Genomic DNA, 18,490 nt, shown 5'->3' on the forward strand with positions numbered 1-18,490 from the left:
GAGACATTTTCACCCCCCGTCGGATTTTAATCCAGCTTTAAAGTAGCTCCGATATTGATTTGTCTATATGGCCCTTGTTGGATCCCCACTGGAAGTCTTCCGGAAATATACACTCGATCTTCTAAATTTTTTCCGTTTACGAAAACGGACCATCTTCCTCCGGGAGCTTCGTATCCGAAATCAGCATTCCAAATCCCGTATGCCGGAACCACCCCTTGGCTCCCGTCCGTACTTTGGTTTTTCGTATTCTGGAGATCGGAATATTGTTTATCAAAATATTGGTATTCCACTCTTGCGTAAAATCCGGAAGGGTTTTTGACTCCGATTGCTCCTATAAAAACATTCATAGGAACGTATGGCAGATAATTCCCGTTCGTGTTCACCTTGATCAAATTTCCTGTCGAATTGATCTCATACAGCGGTTGGTTAGTGATACTCACAGTACCATCCGCATTCTGCACTGTTCCTACAGGAACGTAAGTGGTTGAGATTGCCTTCGTATAAGAATAAGTAAATTCAAGAGGAATTTCCCATCTCGACTCGGCGAATTTCCCGAAGTCAAAAACGAAGTTACTTTCCACACCCCTGTTTACGGATCTCCCCGCATTAACCGGGACGGCCCCGAGTCCGGAGCCCGCTTCATTCGTATTTACGATTTGATTCGAAAAATATAATGCATACGTGCTGATCTGAGTATAGAAGTAACGGGTGATGTTTCCCCTAAAACCTGTTTCGTAGTTATTGGATCTTTCGGCACTGAGTTTATAACCTAAACCTAATGCGGGGTTTTGTACCGTAGAGAATGTAGGCGGAGAAAACGCTGTGTGAGCTCCCGCAAACCAAATAAATCTCTCCGTAATATCGAATGTGAGACCGATTCCGGGAAGAACCACCTTTGTATAAGTCTCGTTTGCATCATTCACTAAAATGGATTGGCCCACAGTATTCGCATATCCCTTGGTCACATCATCCGCAGTTGCAAGTCTCCGATGAGTATATACACCTTGGAAGATATGTTCGTAACGAACTCCGGGGATCACCTTGAACTTGTCGGTGACCTTAATAGAATCTTGTACATACAAAGCATAAGCTCTTGCATTCCGATTTTGCCTTTGTGTGGTAACCCCTTTTGTAAGAGTGGGATAAGGAAATACGTTATTTGCAGCATTTACGGATTCGTAATGCATTCTCGCACCGAAAGCGATCTCATGGTCTAAACCGAACGTATTAAATTTACCTTCTATTTTAGTCTCCAGACCTCCCGTCTTAAAGAAAGAATGTCTATTCGGAGTGGAATTTAACATGTAAATCACGTCTCCGGGCTGGTTCCCAATAATATCGGGCGCATACACACCGAACGCATTCTCGGGTGGTCTTGCAGGAAAACCGAATTCGGTCATATTATTATAAGAATAGGATTGCTGACGAAACAAGAAACCCACATTGCTCCAATACGCTCTTGTGATCATTTTCCAATTTTCATTAAACGTATGATCGTGACCGATAACCGCAGCTTGCCTTTCGATCGACTTTTGGTCGTAACGAGCGGGATTGATCCTAGGGTTTTTCCAATACAAACCTTGGGTCAGTCCCAAATAAGTGGATTGCGCCTCTTGCTGATAGGATTGGTATTTTAGAAAAATGGAATCCTTCTCTCCTAACTTCTGGATCAACTTCAAGTTCAGATCGTTTACTTTAAAACCTTGGTAATCCCGAAAACCGTTCCCTTGGTTACGCATATACGAAATATCGTAACCTGTATTCGTAGTTTGGTTGGTCCCACCGTACTGCAAAAGACTAGACGCATAACCGTTTGTTCCACCGATCACTTTGGCACTAAACGTAGGTTTTTCCGGAGGTTTACGGGTCACATAATTGACGATACCGCCTAAAGTGGTCGGTCCAAAAAGAATAGAGCCGGAACCTTTCACAACTTCTACTCTTTCCATTCGATCAATATGAGGAACAAAATAACTTTCAGGTTGCCCATAAGGACTTAATGAAGTAAATACTCCGTCCTCTAAGATAAGAGTTTTTCTAGATTCCTCGTTACTCACTCCCCTGAACGCGATATTCGGAGTAAGACCCGCTGCATCTTGGTAGCGGATGGTAGCGCCCGGAACCCTGCGTAGGGCTTCCATTGAATCGACCGGATTTGTTTCTTTTAATATCTTTTTACCGATCACATTCGCAGAACCCGGGATTTTTTTGATATCATCGTCCTTCGAACCGATCACATTGATCTGACCGCTTTCCAAAAATCTCCTTTTTTTTTCCGCAAGAGTCTCCTCTTGTTTGGATGTTTCTTTTTTGGGACCTTCCTCTTTTTCGAGCTCCGAAGGGTAAGGTTCGTTCGTTCCGGCATTTCCGCTCGGCTGGGAGAAAAGGAGAGAATTAGAAAAAATGAAAATACATAAAATAAGAAAAGAACGGAATCGTTTTATTAACATTAATCTCCGTCCCCTCCTGGTCCACCGGAAACCGGACTCGAGCCTGTTAATGCGGCTAATTCAGTATTCAAAATTATTAATAGTTCATCTAATTCTTTGATACAGGCTTTGATCGCGATAAAATTCGCGGTATTAGAACTTCCCCAAGCGCCGGATGGATCGGAAGGAGAGAGGGAAGGAGTTATATCCCCCAGATGTTCTTCTAATTCCGCGATCTCTTCCTTAATTTCCTCATCCAATTTAGGACTATAGAACTTTACATAATCTCCAAGTCCCGCACCCGTTCCGTTCCCAGTATAGATCGCTTTAAAAATGCTTAAATTATCTATCAAATTCTGGAAAGATTGCCCCGAAAATCTGGACTCTGCCCGATCCGGCTTGGAAGAAGAACCGTTTCCTCCGCCGGAAAGTCCGGCAGGAATTTCCAGTTTTCCATCTTTCATAGTTGTAAGAAGTTGGACTGCTCCTGCAAAAACAGCGTCTAACGCAGCTCCCGAACTGGGAAAGGCGCTGGAAGTTCCGCTACCTGCAGTCGCAAGCTGTGTTCCAAGGGGATTGGAACCGTTCTCGTCCCAGGCAGCCGTCACATTCTGTACATGCCCGCTATATTCTAAAACTAAGGCTCTTAAGAGTGCAGCTCTTCCATTCGGAGCGGAAGGAAAATCGGAACAATTTGGCTCCGTCCCCCTGTTCACTCCGGCTCTGCTAAAAAGAATATATTCGATCGCACTGATACCTTTGGCCTTATTTTTCATCTGACCAATGGCTTGCTGTGCATCAGAAAGATCTCCGACAGTAAACGTATCCAAATCATCCAACTCAGTCGTGTTAGGCGAAGATTCCATTAGATAATTGATCAGAAAAGGATCCATCCTAGAAAAGTAAGCAAGAGTAGTCCCGAAACGGAACGGTTCCACTTTTTTCAGATCGGATTTATGTGCGATCCAAGCGGCCTGCGCGGAATCTAAAGAATCGGAAGCGCAAAGATCATTCGTTGCATTTACAAGCGCCAATCTACTCGCTTCTAAATTTACAAAAAGTGGAGGAATGATATTATTTCCTAAATTCTGCAAAAGAGATCTAGGATCGAATGAATTGAACATCTGATAGAAATATCCATTCGTATTCGCTGCAGTGGATGCGGAGTTTTTATGAGAACAAGAAATAAGAATAGAAAGTACCGAGATACTTAGAAAGATCCATAGCCTAAGGATCAGGTTTTTCGTCCGGAAAAACCTGCCGAATTGTTCGCTTTTACTAGAATTTTGTCGCATAGTCCCCTCGAAACTGGGCTCTTTGTCTTGAGAATCAGAATTAATTCCCCAGGACTGGCGGCAACTGTTTTTTGAGATTTGTTCTCACAAACCGGAATTGATATATCTTATCTTATTCGATCCAGCGAAGATCCATTGTATACCCGTTCGTATTCTTCAGTCGTTTCGGTGCAGAACCATCTAAAGCAGAATGACCATCCGCTAAAAATCTGGAGATCCTACGCGACTCCGCTTCATACGAATTCACCGGGAACGTATCGTAAGCTCTTCCGCCCGGATGAGAAACATAATAACGACAACCGCCTAAAGGTCGAGAAGACCAGGTATCCCAAACGTCAAACACCAAGGGAGTATGAACGGGAAGATTCGGATGCAAAGTGAATATGGGATTCCATGCTTTGAAACGAATTCCGGAAACTCCTTCTCCCTTTCTGCCTGTTCCTTTTAGGGGGACCTCGTAACCGTTACAACTGAGAAGATAACGATCACTCCAACCTTCCACCTTTACTTGTAATCTTTCTAATGCCGAGTCCACGGAACGAGAAGTCCCAAAAGAAGAAGATTCTTCTCCTAAAACATTCCAAGGTTCCAATGCCATCCTAAGTTCCAAAAATACTTCTTCTCTTTGGGTTTTACCATACACGGGAAAACGGAATTCGAAAAAAGGAAGGAACTCCTCTTCTTGGAATCTAAATCCATGCTCTTTTAAATCTCTCAAAACGTCCTTAAAATCGTTCCAAACAAAATGAGGAAGGAGAAAACGATCATGCAGTTCCGTTCCCCAGTGAATAGGGGATTGCACATAAGGTTTTTCCCAAAATCTACAGAGTAAGGATAAAACCAGGAGTTGTTGCACAACGCTCATCTTGTAATGAGGAGGCATCTCGAATCCCCGTAACTCCACAAGGCCCAATCGCGGCCCCGAAGGTGGATACAATTTATCGATTGAGATCTCTGCTCTATGAGTATTCCCGGTTAGATCCACCAGCAAATTCCGGAAAAGCCGGTCCACCAGCCAAGGCTTCGGTTCTTTAAATTTATCTAATTGAGAAGAAGCTAATTCATATTCGTATAATATTTCGTCCCTACCCTCGTCCAATCGTGGAGCCTGGGATGTAGGACCGATAAACAATCCTGAAAAAAGATAAGAAAGAGAAGGATGATGCTGCCAATAGCTCACCAAACTGCGAAGAAGGTCCGGTCTTCGGAGAAAAGGGCTGTCTTCCGGGGACATAGCGCCCACTGTGATATGATTGCCTCCCCCCGTTCCGGTATGTCTTCCATCGACCAGGAATTTTTCCGCGCTTAAACCTACTTCCTTCGCTTCTTCATATAAGATGCGAGTCTTTTCTTCCAGCTCCTGGAAATTAGAAGAAGGATGTAAATTCACTTCCAAAACACCCGGATCCGGCGTTATCCGAAATAGGCATAACCTTGCATCCGAAGGAGGTTCATAACCTTCCAAGACGATCTGAACCCCGGCCTTTTCGGAAGCGAATTCCAAGGAAGAGATCAGATCCAACCAAGGTTCTAAACCTTCCACTGGAGGTAGAAATACATGAATAGAACCAAGTCTCGGTTCTATCACTAATGTCGTTCTGATAGGAAGATCTTTACCTTTCGGAAAAAATTTAGGTTCTTTAGAAGATCTTTTTGGTCCAATGGAATCCAGATCCTTGCGGGAGCGTAATTTTTTACCCTTGGATAGATCCGTAAGAACGGCACTCGGCCTGAAATTTTCCGAGATGGAAGAAAACGGCAGTCTAAAACCCGCAGGGCTGTCTCCCGGGATCAGATACAATCTTTCTCTTTTGTATTCCCATTCGGAACTTTCCCATTCCGATTTTGCATAATTAAATTGTAATGGAATAGCGATCGCTTTTTTCAGCTTGAAGTCTCTATCCACCAAGGAAAGGACCTTTTTTCTTTCCAAAGCCTCGAAAGAAAAATCCTCCGAATTAAAATCCTCTCCTTTCGGGTCCTTCCATTCGGGAAGTTGGCCTTCCTTCCATAAATAATAAAAACCATCCTCGAATAAAGGAACTATATGTTTAGGAGAAACTCCCAAAGTTTTACAGATTTCTTCCCCTAGTTTTTCGGAAGATCTTAAGTCCTTGTCTAAATCCTGTTCTTCTTTCTCGGAGGAAGAAGATAGTAATCCTTGATTTTTCCATAAAGTCTCCCCGTCCTTTCTCCAAAAAACGTTCAATGACCAACGAGGAAGAGGCTCTCCAGGATACCATTTCCCTTGGGTAACCTGGACCAAAGAACCGGGCGAAAATTTTTTACGAAGCCTGGAAAGAAGTGTTTCACCTAACTCTAGTTTTTCTTTTCCGATAGCAAGAGTATTCCATTGAGGATCCTGCCTGGAAGTGTCGGAAATAAAAGTGGGTTCCCCACCGATAGAAATACGAATATCATTTTTTTTGCATCTAGCATCCAGATCCTTCCCTAATTTTAACATTCTCTCCCAAGTAGGATCCGTATACGGTTTAGTAACCCTAGGAGATTCCTGGAACCGTTTAACTTCCATCCTGAATCCGAACTTGGACTCCGCAGGATCGGAATATCCGAATACGGGAGATGCGCTTCCCGGTTCCGGAACAGCGGCCAAAGGAATATGACCTTCTCCCGCAAATAGACCGGAAGTTGGGTCCAGCCCCACCCAGCCGGCCCCCGGTAGGAACACCTCTGCCCATGCATGAAGGTCGGTAAAATCTTCCTTAGCACCAGAAGGTCCATGGATCGAAACTTCATCCGGTTTCAGCTGGATCAGATAACCGGAAACGAATCTAGACGCCAGACCGATATGTCTTAGAATCTGGACCAATAAAAATGCGGAGTCCCTACAAGAACCGGATCTTCTCTCCAAGGTTTCCGTGCAAGTCTGCACACCGGGTTCCATTCTGATCACATAAGAAACATCCTGATATACTCTTTGGTTGAGACCCACCAAAAAGTCCACGGTGCGCTTTGGTCTTAGAATTCCGTCTTTTCTTAAACTTGAAATATAATTGGCGAGTGCATTACTTCCATCCGTAGCGCTCAAGTAAGGAAGAAGTTCCTTTCTCAATGCATCCGAATAAATAAACGGAGTCTCTTCTGCGTCAGGTTCCAGGAAAAAATCAAACGGATTGATGACTTGGATCTCCGCAACTAGATCCACGAGTATTTTTAATTTTTCAGTCTTTTTCGGAAATACCAACCTTGCTTGGTAATTTCCGAAAGGATCCTGCTGCCAGTTCAAAAATTGTTCGGAAGGTTCTACCGAAAGAGAATAAGAAACGATCCTGGTCCTAGAGTGAGGAGCCGGCCTCAATCGAATGATATGAGGAGATAACGCGACAGGCCTATCGTATTCGTAAGAAGTTTCATGGGTGAGAGAGACTAATAAGGACATGATCAATTCCTAAAATAGGTCTCGTCCAATTGTGCCGCAATACCGTTCAATCTCACTTGCAATTGGTCTAAATATTCATGCATCCCGGACGAAAAAATTTCGTCGATGGAGGCGTAGTTCATCTCGGAAAGAAGAACTCCTACCCTTTTCTCCGCCTCGTCGGCGTAACTGTCCCTTTCGGTGCCGCTTAAAATTTTAAGACTGTCGAACGTTTTGGAAAGACAGAACCGGATCGCTCTCGGGAAAATTTTATCCAAGATCAAAAACTCCGCTATATTTTTGGGTGTGATCCTAGTGTAAATACGATTGAACATTTCATGAGCGCTCGCTGATTTCAAAAGAGAAAGCCACTGGATCAGATCCAAGGTGGATCCGACTTCTTCCCTAGACGGAAGAAGAATAAAATATTTCATATCCAGGATACGAGTAGTTTTATCCGCCCTTTCCAACAATCTTCCGAGTAAAGCGAAATGCCAAACCTCGTCGTGAGAGATTGTAGCTTCTTGGCAACCATAGAATAATAAACATTGGTTTCGGATCGCCTTAAAAAATTCCGCAATTCCGGGCATATCGGATTCTTCAAATTTTCTTTTGGATTTGATGGTAAGATAAAATTCGTTGATCACTTCCCACATCGGAGTGGAAATATTTTCCCGGACGGTCCTTGCGTTCTCTCTGGCACGGATCAAACAATTCATGATCGAGTTCGGATTTTCTATATCCAAACTCATGAAGTGGATCACATTTTCTTTACTTGGAATATTATACTTTCTAGAAAATAATTCATTGTCTCCGGTGGTATACACCAAAGGCATCCATTGCCTATTGGAGTCCTCGTTTAGATCCAAGGAAAGTTGAAAATTCACATCCAAAAAACGTGAATAATTCTCGGCCCTCTCCATATAACGATTCATCCAGTATACGGATTCAGCGACTCGGCTTAGCATTAGGAAACCTCTCTAGTTTTGTGATGTTTTTTCGGTTCCGCTTGGGTTATCCCCTGATTGCCAGTTCTTGATCTTTTTTTGATATTAACCCATCACCCAAGTATCTTTCGAGCCGCCACCTTGGGAAGAATTCACAACCAAGGAACCTCTTCGCAATGCAACCCTTGTCAATCCGCCCGGCATCACATAGATCTCTTCTCCATATAAGATAAAAGGTCTTAGATCCACATGTCTTCCTTCCAACTTATCTTCGATCAATGTCGGGATCCTGGACAAACTCAAAACCGGCTGAGCGATATAATTTCGAGGGTCGGCTTTAACTTTTGCCACAAATTCCTCTTTTTCCGATTCGCTGGCTACCGGGCCGATGATCATTCCGTATCCGCCTGCTCCGTTAGCCGCCTTTACGACAAGATTTCCGATATTCTCGCAAACATATTTCAGGTCCTTCTCTCTAGAACATAAATACGTAGGAACGTTAGGAATAATAGGTTCTTCTCCAAGATAATACTTAATAAAATCAGGAACATAGGAATAGATCACCTTATCGTCGGCGACTCCCGTGCCGGGAGCGTTGGCAAGCGCCACATTTCCTTTTTTAAACACTTCGAATATACCGGGAACGCCCAAGAGAGAATCCTTACGGAAAGTTTTAGGATCCATAAATGTATCGTCTATTCTTCTGTATAGAACATCCACTTGTCTTAAACCTTTAGTGGTCCTCATATACAATTTATCATCTCTTACCGTGAGATCCGTACCTTCCACCAAAGGAACTCCCATACGAGACGCAAGAAAACTATGTTCGTAATAGGCGGAATTATATATTCCCGGAGTGAGGACCCCAATATTCGGATTCGATTTGTCGGAAAGATTTTCCAACATCCCGCGAAGTCGGATGGGATAATCGTAGATCGGCCTTACCGAAAGACTCGCAAAAAGTTCCGGGAAGGTCTTTTTCATTACTTCACGATTTTCTAATACATAAGAAACACCGGAGGGACAACGTAAATTATCCTCAAGGACTAACATCTGCCCATCCCCGTCTCTCACAAGATCGGTTCCGGTAATATGGATCCAAATTCCTTTCGGAGGTTTGATTCCTTTACATTCTTTTAAATAACCGGAACTGCTATAAACGATCTCGGCAGGGATCACTCCATCCTTTATGATCTTCTCGTCTCCATATATATCTTGGATGAAAAGATTTAAGGCGCGGATCCTTTGTTTGAGACCTTCTTCCATTTTTTTCCATTCGAAAGAAGTTACGATCCGAGGAATGATGTCGAAAGGCATAATCCTTTCTTCCTCTTCCTCGTCTCCATAAACATTAAAGGTGATGCCTAAGGAAAGAAGCGCCTTCTCTGCGGAAGCTTTTCGCTTCAATAATTCCTTATCATCCATGCCTTCGATCCTGGATTTTAAGATATGATAACTCTGTCGGATCCCTCCCTCTTCAGAGAACATTTCGTCGTAAAAGGAATCCGTTTGGTAATTAGTCAGGAGCATAGAATTCTCCCCCCATCTTTCTGAAGGAGACTAATTTTGCCCCTAATAAACAAGCAGAAATTAAATTAATCGCTTATTTTTTATACTGATTATTTATCAATGCCTAATTACTAAACATTTTAATAAAATTATACTCCAAGTGTTCTGAAAGAAATCCAATTTTGATCCGAAAATCCAATAAATCAGCCATAGCAAATGTGGAGTGGTTTTCGGGATTATCCCGACACGCGAGTATTGCCTAGTCACCTAACCCCGGACACCTTTTAAGCTCCAAAAGAGGTAAAGATATACATGAGCAGAAAAGGAAAATTGCAAAAAAAGTAGAATGATTTTTCGATTTATTATCACTTGACGAAAGTAGTCATAGTAGTCACAATTTATTCATGATATCAGTTGGAATCCGAGAACTAAAGTCCCACCTTAGCCAATATATTGAACTAGTTAAAAATGGAGAAAATGTTCTGATTACTGAACACAACAAAGTTGTAGCTGAACTAAAATTCCCTGAAAAAGAAAATTCCAACAATAAGATACAAGAAGTATTAAATAAACTTACTTCTGAAGGAAAATTAATTCCAGCAAAACGTAAATCTACGCTAATCAATAAATTAACTAAACTGAAATCGAATGGAAAAAAACAAGTAGATTGGTGGGCTATCTACCAAGAATCAAAGGAAGATAAATTTTAATTTAGTATGGTCTACTATATTGAAACTAGTATTATTCTTTCTATAATCTTAGGTGACCATTTTCATGATAAAGCCGTAAAAATATGGAATGCTCCTAGTGAAAAAGTAAGTTCAATTTTAACTCTAATTGAAGCTACTATCGTACTCAGACGATTTTTTAAAAATCAAAAGAAATTTCTTTCATCACAATGGCTCTCTAAACATGAAAAACAACTCAAAGGACTACTTTCCGAATGCTATTTAATGAAAATTGATGAGAGTATTCAATCCATTCTAGAATTAAAGAAAGAAATTGCCGATTGTAGATCTTTAGATGGTATTCATGTCGCTACTGCAATCTTTCTAAGAGATGCTATGCATTCTTCAAATTTTGTATTTCATAGTTTTGATAATAGAGTAAACGAAGTTGCTGGAAAATTCGGTTTAAAACCGCACCTCGTCTAACTAGAGTTAGGTGACTACCGTATATACTCACTATGGCCCATCGTAAGTGATGGCGGAGCCTAAATGCGGTCTGGGTCGAGGGCAAGCTGACCTCCAGTGTAATGTGCATAGATAATACAATGGCAAAATTTTACAGGGTTTGTTGAGACATTCACGCATCGACCAGAATCAAGGTCAACGGGGCAGCAACTAAGCACTCCGAAATGACTAGCAAGACGGAAACCTTACGCGCGTTCTCAGCCCCCCTACTTCTTCTTCTCCAACTCTGCTGCAATCATACACTCTTTCGGGATCCATTCCTTCTCGACTTGTTTTTCACGAACATAACCGACGACATGCCCGGTGCTGGCCGCTACTGCGAGAATGGAATACGTATATAAAAGTGCATAAGGAGAACTTGGAATTAGATCGGATACACCGCCCCCCACGTAAGATCCGTAAGCCGGATACAATGTGCGATATGCGGTCATTTCTTCGGTTTTATCACAACGATATCTGAAATATCGGATTGCATCATCCGACGCTCTCGCTTCCGGGTAGAAGGCTCCCAGGATCGGGACGGCATAACCTAATGCGTATAAAGAACGATATTCTCTTTGGGCAAAATCTTTTGAGTGACCGCCTTCGTGTATCACTACGGCAGGAATATCCGAATAGATATGAATCGTATTAGAGTACGGATTATAATGGTCGCCGCCAAAAATACGACCGACCAAAAGTACGTCATTCACTAAGTAAGCGAACACACCTATGGTCCATTTTAAAAGTGGATTTACAGATTTAGAATGCCAAAGCCTCCTTAAATCGTCCCAAGGAGCGTATTGATTAAAACGTATCTTAACATCTTTCAGGTTATTATCGCGGATATAATCCATCAGATATTTTTTCGTTTCAAAGGATATCTTGTGATTCTGGATCCTTCGATCCCAGATCATAAGTTTTCCGAGTAAACTTTCGATCCAGATCCAACTTCCTATAAAATCTAATACTGAATAAGGTTCTCCTTCTTCAAATTGCGGATCCTTTTCATCAAAATACAGTTGGTCATTCGGATCGTACGGTTGAGCGACGGTGTATCTTTTTTCGGTGGAATAATAGCAGGATTGAAAAACCGAACAGAGAAGTAAGAATATTAGAATTTTCCGTTTCATCTTACTTAATCCCTTTTTTATTCGGAGAATGTTTTTTGATCTCATCCAGAAAATCCAGAAGGGCCACTCTTCCCATTTGGTTGAGTTGATCCTCTCTGCTCCCTCGATGCCCTATGTATGGAAGGTGGATGATCCATCCAAGGAGGATCGGAATGGTTGCAAGTGTGGCCATACAATCCGTAACTCTGGATTCTATCCCATCCTTATATTGGTAATGCCATGTTTTTCCGGAAGAAACGATATCCGCTTCCATCTCGACATTCACTTGGTTGTAACTGCAATGATCTACCGATTCTAATCTGAACTTTTGAATGACAATCTTATGTTTTCCCGGATATTCTTCCTTATGGTCGTTCAACTCTTTTCGGATCAGTTTCGAGATCGGTCCGTACACATTGGCGTAATCTTTTCCCCGACCGGTCCAAGAAGTGAACCCATCTTCGAAATATACGAAACGATCGGCATCCTCGCTCGGGAATTCCACCTCGAAATCCGGATCTTTGGAATCGTAATCAGGTGCGCCGGATTTCACCTCCATCCAATGTTCTTGGATCTCATGAGCTCCGGAAAGCGTTTTAGGAATATGCACCTTGATGGAAACACAAGTGCAAAGAAATATTAGAAAAAAAGATAATACAAACCTAAGAAAATAAGACATGGTTTATAGCTTTGTAATCTAAAAGTATGGAGAAGAATGTAAAGAATAAATTCCAAACCGAAAGAAAGGGACCTCCGTTCAATTAGAAATATCTTTCCATTTTGACCCGGGAATTTCCAAAACGAATTCGGAACCGAATGCAAGACTCGGGGTCTTAAATCCTTTTCCCCCTTTTCCGGAAAGAACCTTGGAAACCGCTGATAGAGATGATTCCACTGTGAATTCGTAACCTTCTTTACATTCCAAAACTTTGGTGGATTTTTTTCCATCTTCGGATCGAACTTCTCCCCAGACAGTCGTTTTGACCAGGGTCCTTGTCCTTTCTCCAGGGCCTTTGATCGTTTTTCCTACCAAGGCCTGGACTCCCCTTAATACGAAAGGAATTTTTAATAAAGAAATAATCGGTTTAAAATAGCGTAACACATTCACTTGACCGGAAGGAATATCCGTGTACACATCAATATTCGGGATACCTGTAGAAATATACGCCGTAAATACATCTCCCCAAGGGATCCCGTACACTTTATAGGTTTTCCCGCCTGCGGTTACTTCTCTAGTTCTACTCAGATGAGGAACTCCAACCATTTTTCCGTCCTTTCTGATCTTGGAACCGTAAGGCAATTGTGCGAGTGCACTTTTCATTGTGCCCGGAGAAACCTCGCTTAAGCCCACAAATGCAAGTTCCAAATACTTAGGTTTTGAAAGTGATTTTTTTAGAGAAGCAGCCAGACAATCGGTAGGAACAATATCAAAACCTACACCGGGTAAAAGAAGAACTCCTGCTTTCTCCGCTTCTTCCCCTAAGGTTTGCAGAGATTCGTAAACGGGAATTTCTCCGGTAATATCCAAATAATGGACTTTTTTCGAAATACATGCCTTTGCCATCGGAACGGAAGTTTGGATGAAGGGCCCCGCACAATGTAGAACCAGTTGGAATCCTTGGATATTGGAGCCGATCTCGTTCGGATCATTTAAATCGAAAATTCTATATTCTAAACGCAGTTCGTTTGCCAGCTCTTCTATTTTGTTTCGGTTTCTTCCAGCAAGTACAGGTTTTAAACCTCGGGACACCGCTCTTCTTGCGATCAGTTCTCCTGTGTAACCGTTCGCTCCATAAATCATCCACTTTGATTTTACCATACGGTAGGAACTAAGACATCGTTCCAAATTACGTCAACCTGCATACCTTGAACGAGTTAGTTTTTTTCACACAATTGATAGGTAAAAAATTTCCGTTTTGGAGTCCGTTTTAGTTTTGGATTGACCTTGTTACGGAACGAAGAATGATAGAGGCTACCGGCTTGTATTATGGAAAAAATAAATCTTATCACAATCGCAATTCCGTTTTTCTTTTTGCTGATCGGGTTAGAGCTCGCATTCTCCTGGTATCATAAAAGAAAACTGTATCGTCTGAACGATTCTATCAACGATCTTAGCGCTGGGATCGCTAGCCAAATTTTCGGGATCATTTTTAAGACGTTCACATTTTTCGCATATCTTTGGGTTTATGAAAATTGGAGAATATTCAATCTTCCTTCTTGGCCAAGCGAACCAGTTTCTTGGATGCCTTCTTCCGAAGTGCTGGGTCTTTCCGCTTCTACTTGGGCTTGGACAATCGTTATAGCAGTTTGGATTAGCTGCTTCGTTCTTTACGATATGGCATATTATTGGCTGCACCGATTGAGTCATGAGGTCAATTTCCTTTGGGCCGGACATGTGGTTCACCACCAAAGCGAAGAATACAATCTGACGGTGGCATTACGTCAGGCAAGCTTTCACGGATTATTTACCTGGATCTTCTATATTCCTCTAGCGATCATAGGATTTTCTCCGATTGTGATGGTCCTGAACGGACAATTAAATTTGATCTATCAATTCTGGATCCACACAAAGGCGATCGATAAATTCCCGAAATGGTTCGAAGCGGTATTCAATACACCTTCCCATCATAGGGTCCATCATGGTATCAATCCTAAGTATATCGACAGGAACCATGGCGGGACATTGATCGTTTTTGATAAATGGTTCGGGACATTCCAAGCAGAAGAAGAAACTCCCGTTTACGGAACCGTCAAACCTCTTCGCAGTTTCAATCCGTTATGGGCGAATGTTCATTATTGGGTAGAAATGTGGGAGCAGGCAAAACAAAGCCGTCGTTGGTCCGATAAGATCAAAACATTCTTAGCAGTGCCAGGATGGAGACCTCTGGATCTAGGAGGGCAATATCCTATCCCTGAAGTGAACGAAAAAACATTCAAAAAATATGATGTATCCGTTTCCAAAAGTTTAACGGTATATGCGGTGACTTGGTTCGTTCTCACATTAGTCGGGACATTCTCCATGCTCGTAAAAGTGAATTCCATTCCGACAGGTTTATTATATCTGATCTTCTTCTTCAGTTTATTCTCCTTAACGACTGTAGGAGGGATCTTAGATCTAAAACGTTGGACCCTGTATCTGGAACCGGTTCGGATCACACTTTTAGTAGGAACCGCTTTTCTTTTAGGATTTTCCACCGGAACAGCGTTTATCGTAGCAGGATTGGGCGCACTTTCCCTTGCCTGGTTTCTTTCCCAAAGACATGTTTTTGCAGAATGGAAGGATATAGATCCGGCAAAAGAGATCCAAAGCAAAGCCGCTTGAACAATAAAAAAAACCCCCGGGGACCGGGGGTTTTTGGTAAGTTGATTTTGGTATTTTTTAAGGCTAATTAATTTACCGGAATGACGCTACCTACGTTCTCTTCTGAAGCTTTAAAAGTAACGCTAGTATTCAGACCATCAATTGTTAATTTGCTTGTATCGTCCCATGTGACACCTTGTCCATCTCCACTACCACTTTTTCCTTGAGAGCCAATGCGCCCGTAAAGACCGTCAACGCGAGCAGCCGAAACGTAATCGCTTGGAACGGCGGAGCTATCAACCCTATCACGAACAAAGCCATTCATATCGAACAATCCGTAACTTATTTCCGTTAAGCCGCAAATCATATCAGTAGCAGGAGTCGCAGGATAGGTTACTGCACCTTCCTCCCAACCGGATTTTGCTGTTACATTCAAATTTCCCGTTAATTTCTGGCTATATGCTAATTTGTAGTATTCGTCCGAAGTACCAGGCTGACAAAGGGCTTTGTTCGCAAAGGAAGTCAAAGGAAATAGATTCGTAGTCCCATCTATACGCACCACAGTTTTAAAACAAAAAACGGTTTGATTATCCATTTCTTCCAGGATTACCCTACCTCTCTGAGCATGTAAACCGAGCTCGGAATCAGTTCCAAGAGGTCCTGCCCAAGAATAAGTTTGGATCAAGCCTTGGTTCGGAAAACTAGAGTATGTAGTATCGTTTACTGCGTCAGGCATATATACGTAACTTTCAATCGTTGCTTGCGCAGTCCACTCTGAAGGAGCAATTCGAGCTAAATTATAAATTAATAAAGCCCCATCTCCCCCTGCTAGTCTCGGATTATCATCCCAATAAAACTGAAGAGCCATATCAGAAGTTCCTGCGACTTTTAACTCGAGATAGTTTGAAAAAGTTTTTGTCGTCGTATAAACCGATGAATTAGGTTGAAACTCATTCCCGCTATTACCTAAAGTCAAACGAACATCAAAAACTCCTCCACCATCTCCAAGACTAAGATTCGTCGCGGTGACTGTATTACCGGAAGCTAATAGAACTAACAACGTATTTGATTGGATTCCGGCAATAATATCATCCATAAAAAGGGAATTCCCTCTAGCCCATGTAGCAGATTGACGAACAAAACCCCATTCGTCCGCGCTTGCATGCAACGGCTGCAGTAATTTAAATTTTAAAGATAAAGGAAATTGCGTATTTTCCTTCTTGGCCCCGGAGTTAAATTTAAAACCTGCAGTGATCCCGAAAAAAACCAATAAAGCCAAAACGACTTTAGGAAGTATAGAACGACGATTATGTAATTTCACTGTGCAATTCCTCTTGGAACGATGATAAAAAATCCGGTTTTACTTTTTTCCAATTGGTATCCGAAATTGAAGAGAGGGATGAAAGGGTCTTTTCCTCCTGGAGCACAGGCAGTCCCGACTAATCCTGTCAGGATGATCCCTAAGCTAATAAGCAGAATCCCTCTTTTTAGATTTAAGATCATAAATATCTCCTTATAAAATAATGAACATTTGAGACTTTATTTTTTTCATATAGCTTGTATTTAAAGAGCTTGTTCTAATTATTTCTTCCGAGTGATCAAGGATAGCTTTATTTCGGTAAATCCTTGGAAAAAACATCCCCCAAGGAATAGATGCCTTAAGATTATAACTTCCCGGAGTCAAAAATGAAAGGACCAATCTTGAATATATTTCTGAAAAACCCAATCCCGGGAAAAGTGAAAACACGCTTGGCAAAGAATATTGGAGAAGAAGCAGCTCTGGAAGTATATCAGGCCTTGGTTGAAAAAACCAGATTAGCTTGCAAAGATCTAGACGTTCCCAAAGTTCTTTGGTTCGATTCTTATCTTCCCAATCCATCCGATCTCGGAAGTTGGGGACATTCACCATTGCTTATCCGCAAGCAAGAAGGAAAAGATTTGGGGGAAAAGATGAGAAATTCATTCTTATATTGTTTCCAGAACGGTTCCGGCCCGGCATTACTCATCGGAAGCGATTGTCCGGAACTGGACCTTCTACATCTAAAGGAAGCTTTTCATATTTTAGATCATAAGGATGTGGTCTTAGGCCCGGCAAAAGACGGAGGTTATTATTTGGTAGGACTGAAAGCGGATACTCCCGAACTTTTTCACGGTATAGAATGGAGTACAGAGACCGTCTTTGCGAGAAGTTTGGAAAAACTGCAATGGGCCAGAAAACAGGTGGGACTTCTTCCCGTCCTTTCCGATCTGGACGAAGTCCAAGATTTGGAATATTTCGAATCCAAAGGGATCTTGGACTGGAAAAAGAACGGTCCCTGATCCAATAGTCGCTCGAAATAACTTATACCCTATACATTAAATAAATAGAATACAGTCTATAGACTTCGGTCTCGACCTAAGTCCGGATCAAAATGTGACTTTTTCTTCCTCATATTGTAATTATTTGATTACTTATAAAAAATCCGGGGTCTCATATATGTAATTGCTTGATTACATATATGAGCAGCAAAACTAACTTTGTTTTTCTGAAATTTTTGGCGCTTGGAATTTTCGCTTATTTCCTGTCTTCTTTTGCTCCCTTGAGAGCTTTCGGGAAGAAAGGCCCGCATACCCATACCAGCATCACACAGGAAGCGTTTTTAGAATTTGCGAATATAACGGATTGGGACCTAAGAGCGGATTGTATGGAACTGATCGTTCAAGGAAATCTAAGGGCCGATGCCGCTTTTATGAACAATGACGCGTATCATTGTGATAACGATAATATTCTCGGATGTGCCGATCGTTTTAGGACGCTAAAGGACGACTCCTACAGAGAATCCAATCATATCACAGGATTAATTAAATTAGGGATGGCATTACATATCGCTCAGGATTTTTATTCGCACTCCAATTGGGCGGAGAATTATCCGATGGTGAGTATACTTGCTCCCATAGAACATCCTTGGATTTTTTTAAGTATGAAAGAGATCCAAACAGGTTATTTTAATCTTCTGCCGATCATTGAACATACCGAGGAAGCTGGAGATTGTTTCGATGCGGAAGCAGGTCTTCATGGTCATTATTCATTTGCAACCCATGCATGTCTAAACAAGGATTCCTCCGACAGTCATAGAAGTCTTAGCACGGTTTTACCCGGAATACCCGTAACCTATCATGATTGGGCGGCAAACCTTGCAAAGGAACATACTACCCAAATTTTAGTGGAACAATATAAAGCGAAACATCCTCTCATCTTAAGTTGCCTAACACCGAAAGTTTTATCGTTTTCTTGCGGAAGCCAAGCTTATGATTTTCTCCGCCCGAATTAAGTCTAATTTCCGTTGACTTACGCGTTCCACTTCCA

At 42.0% G+C, this 18,490-nt stretch carries 15 protein-coding genes; 5 read left to right on the forward strand and 10 right to left on the reverse strand.

Features of this window, described 5'->3' with window-relative positions:
* Nucleotides 1-26: 26 nt before the first annotated feature.
* From LEP1GSC192_RS15535 to LEP1GSC192_RS15555, 5 genes are all read right to left on the reverse strand, one after another.
* Nucleotides 27-2,450: a TonB-dependent receptor domain-containing protein gene (locus LEP1GSC192_RS15535; RefSeq protein WP_020770905.1), complete on the reverse strand. Its 2,424-nt coding sequence runs from the start codon at nucleotides 2,448-2,450 to the stop codon at nucleotides 27-29.
* The gene (locus tag LEP1GSC192_RS15540) at nucleotides 2,450-3,724 is read right to left on the reverse strand and encodes an imelysin family protein (protein WP_020770902.1); all 1,275 of its coding nucleotides are present in this window, start codon (nucleotides 3,722-3,724) and stop codon (nucleotides 2,450-2,452) included. Before LEP1GSC192_RS15540 ends, LEP1GSC192_RS15535 begins: the two co-directional genes overlap by 1 nt.
* 112 nt (nucleotides 3,725-3,836) lie before the next feature.
* On the reverse strand, nucleotides 3,837-7,124 hold the full coding sequence (locus LEP1GSC192_RS15545) for a DUF2126 domain-containing protein (protein WP_020770971.1): 3,288 nt from the start codon (nucleotides 7,122-7,124) through the stop codon (nucleotides 3,837-3,839).
* A gap of 2 nt (nucleotides 7,125-7,126) precedes the next feature.
* Nucleotides 7,127-8,071 carry an alpha-E domain-containing protein gene (locus LEP1GSC192_RS15550; RefSeq protein WP_020770913.1) on the reverse strand — a complete coding sequence of 315 codons (945 nt, stop codon included), beginning with the start codon at nucleotides 8,069-8,071 and terminating at the stop codon, nucleotides 7,127-7,129.
* Between the two features lie 84 nt (nucleotides 8,072-8,155).
* Nucleotides 8,156-9,580 (reverse strand): circularly permuted type 2 ATP-grasp protein, encoded by a 1,425-nt coding sequence (locus LEP1GSC192_RS15555; RefSeq protein ID WP_020770929.1) that lies wholly within the window; start codon nucleotides 9,578-9,580, stop codon nucleotides 8,156-8,158.
* Nucleotides 9,581-9,963: 383 nt separating this feature from the next.
* On the opposite strand from LEP1GSC192_RS15555, the gene LEP1GSC192_RS15560 reads away from it, so the two are divergent.
* Nucleotides 9,964-10,269, forward strand: coding sequence for a type II toxin-antitoxin system Phd/YefM family antitoxin (locus LEP1GSC192_RS15560; protein ID WP_020770918.1), 306 nt, complete (start codon nucleotides 9,964-9,966; stop codon nucleotides 10,267-10,269).
* 6 nt (nucleotides 10,270-10,275) lie between these two features.
* The gene (locus tag LEP1GSC192_RS15565) at nucleotides 10,276-10,713 is read left to right on the forward strand and encodes a PIN domain-containing protein (RefSeq protein ID WP_036090543.1); all 438 of its coding nucleotides are present in this window, start codon (nucleotides 10,276-10,278) and stop codon (nucleotides 10,711-10,713) included.
* Nucleotides 10,714-10,958: 245 nt separating this feature from the next.
* Here the strand turns inward: LEP1GSC192_RS15565 and LEP1GSC192_RS15570 are convergent, their stop codons facing one another.
* The 3 genes from LEP1GSC192_RS15570 to LEP1GSC192_RS15580 all read right to left on the reverse strand — a co-directional run bounded on the left by LEP1GSC192_RS15570 (nucleotide 10,959) and on the right by LEP1GSC192_RS15580 (nucleotide 13,662).
* Entirely contained in the window at nucleotides 10,959-11,864 is a 906-nt protein-coding gene (locus LEP1GSC192_RS15570; protein WP_020770900.1) for a hypothetical protein, read from the reverse strand.
* A 1-nt stretch (nucleotide 11,865) separates the two neighbouring features.
* Nucleotides 11,866-12,522: a hypothetical protein gene (locus tag LEP1GSC192_RS15575; RefSeq protein ID WP_020770948.1), complete on the reverse strand. Its 657-nt coding sequence runs from the start codon at nucleotides 12,520-12,522 to the stop codon at nucleotides 11,866-11,868.
* A 78-nt stretch (nucleotides 12,523-12,600) separates the two neighbouring features.
* On the reverse strand, nucleotides 12,601-13,662 hold the full coding sequence (locus tag LEP1GSC192_RS15580; protein WP_036090545.1) for a trans-acting enoyl reductase family protein: 1,062 nt from the start codon (nucleotides 13,660-13,662) through the stop codon (nucleotides 12,601-12,603).
* A 168-nt stretch (nucleotides 13,663-13,830) separates the two neighbouring features.
* On the opposite strand from LEP1GSC192_RS15580, the gene LEP1GSC192_RS15585 reads away from it, so the two are divergent.
* Nucleotides 13,831-15,165: a sterol desaturase family protein gene (locus LEP1GSC192_RS15585; protein WP_020770917.1), complete on the forward strand. Its 1,335-nt coding sequence runs from the start codon at nucleotides 13,831-13,833 to the stop codon at nucleotides 15,163-15,165.
* 67 nt (nucleotides 15,166-15,232) lie between these two features.
* On the opposite strand, the gene LEP1GSC192_RS15590 is transcribed toward LEP1GSC192_RS15585, so the two are convergent.
* Both LEP1GSC192_RS15590 and LEP1GSC192_RS15595 read right to left on the reverse strand, forming a co-directional pair.
* Entirely contained in the window at nucleotides 15,233-16,465 is a 1,233-nt protein-coding gene (locus LEP1GSC192_RS15590; RefSeq protein ID WP_020770909.1) for a hypothetical protein, read from the reverse strand.
* The gene (locus LEP1GSC192_RS15595; RefSeq protein WP_020770936.1) at nucleotides 16,462-16,647 is read right to left on the reverse strand and encodes a hypothetical protein; all 186 of its coding nucleotides are present in this window, start codon (nucleotides 16,645-16,647) and stop codon (nucleotides 16,462-16,464) included. The genes LEP1GSC192_RS15590 and LEP1GSC192_RS15595 overlap by 4 nt, the downstream gene beginning before the upstream one ends.
* 183 nt (nucleotides 16,648-16,830) lie before the next feature.
* On the opposite strand from LEP1GSC192_RS15595, the gene LEP1GSC192_RS15600 reads away from it, so the two are divergent.
* Together LEP1GSC192_RS15600 and LEP1GSC192_RS15605 are read left to right on the forward strand one after the other, a co-directional pair.
* On the forward strand, nucleotides 16,831-17,463 hold the full coding sequence (locus LEP1GSC192_RS15600) for a TIGR04282 family arsenosugar biosynthesis glycosyltransferase (protein WP_020770920.1): 633 nt from the start codon (nucleotides 16,831-16,833) through the stop codon (nucleotides 17,461-17,463).
* A gap of 179 nt (nucleotides 17,464-17,642) precedes the next feature.
* Nucleotides 17,643-18,455 carry a hypothetical protein gene (locus tag LEP1GSC192_RS15605; RefSeq protein WP_020770922.1) on the forward strand — a complete coding sequence of 271 codons (813 nt, stop codon included), beginning with the start codon at nucleotides 17,643-17,645 and terminating at the stop codon, nucleotides 18,453-18,455.
* The last annotated feature ends 35 nt before the right edge of the window (nucleotides 18,456-18,490 follow it).

The organism is Leptospira sp. B5-022 (assembly GCF_000347035.1).
Taxonomy (GTDB): Bacteria; Spirochaetota; Leptospiria; order Leptospirales; family Leptospiraceae; genus Leptospira_B; species Leptospira_B cinconiae.

Bases quoted from the DNA above. Each gene is read 5' to 3' on its own strand.
- LEP1GSC192_RS15535 (WP_020770905.1), bottom strand. From the start codon at position 2,450: ATGTTAATAAAACGATTCCGTTCTTTTCTTATTTTATGTATTTTCATT.
- LEP1GSC192_RS15540 (WP_020770902.1), bottom strand. From the start codon at position 3,724: ATGCGACAAAATTCTAGTAAAAGCGAACAATTCGGCAGGTTTTTCCGG.
- LEP1GSC192_RS15545 (WP_020770971.1), bottom strand. From the start codon at position 7,124: ATGTCCTTATTAGTCTCTCTCACCCATGAAACTTCTTACGAATACGAT.
- LEP1GSC192_RS15550 (WP_020770913.1), bottom strand. From the start codon at position 8,071: ATGCTAAGCCGAGTCGCTGAATCCGTATACTGGATGAATCGTTATATG.
- LEP1GSC192_RS15555 (WP_020770929.1), bottom strand. From the start codon at position 9,580: ATGCTCCTGACTAATTACCAAACGGATTCCTTTTACGACGAAATGTTC.
- LEP1GSC192_RS15560 (WP_020770918.1), top strand. From the start codon at position 9,964: ATGATATCAGTTGGAATCCGAGAACTAAAGTCCCACCTTAGCCAATAT.
- LEP1GSC192_RS15565 (WP_036090543.1), top strand. From the start codon at position 10,276: ATGGTCTACTATATTGAAACTAGTATTATTCTTTCTATAATCTTAGGT.
- LEP1GSC192_RS15570 (WP_020770900.1), bottom strand. From the start codon at position 11,864: ATGAAACGGAAAATTCTAATATTCTTACTTCTCTGTTCGGTTTTTCAA.
- LEP1GSC192_RS15575 (WP_020770948.1), bottom strand. From the start codon at position 12,522: ATGTCTTATTTTCTTAGGTTTGTATTATCTTTTTTTCTAATATTTCTT.
- LEP1GSC192_RS15580 (WP_036090545.1), bottom strand. From the start codon at position 13,662: ATGGTAAAATCAAAGTGGATGATTTATGGAGCGAACGGTTACACAGGA.
- LEP1GSC192_RS15585 (WP_020770917.1), top strand. From the start codon at position 13,831: ATGGAAAAAATAAATCTTATCACAATCGCAATTCCGTTTTTCTTTTTG.
- LEP1GSC192_RS15595 (WP_020770936.1), bottom strand. From the start codon at position 16,647: ATGATCTTAAATCTAAAAAGAGGGATTCTGCTTATTAGCTTAGGGATC.
- LEP1GSC192_RS15600 (WP_020770920.1), top strand. From the start codon at position 16,831: ATGAAAGGACCAATCTTGAATATATTTCTGAAAAACCCAATCCCGGGA.
- LEP1GSC192_RS15605 (WP_020770922.1), top strand. From the start codon at position 17,643: ATGAGCAGCAAAACTAACTTTGTTTTTCTGAAATTTTTGGCGCTTGGA.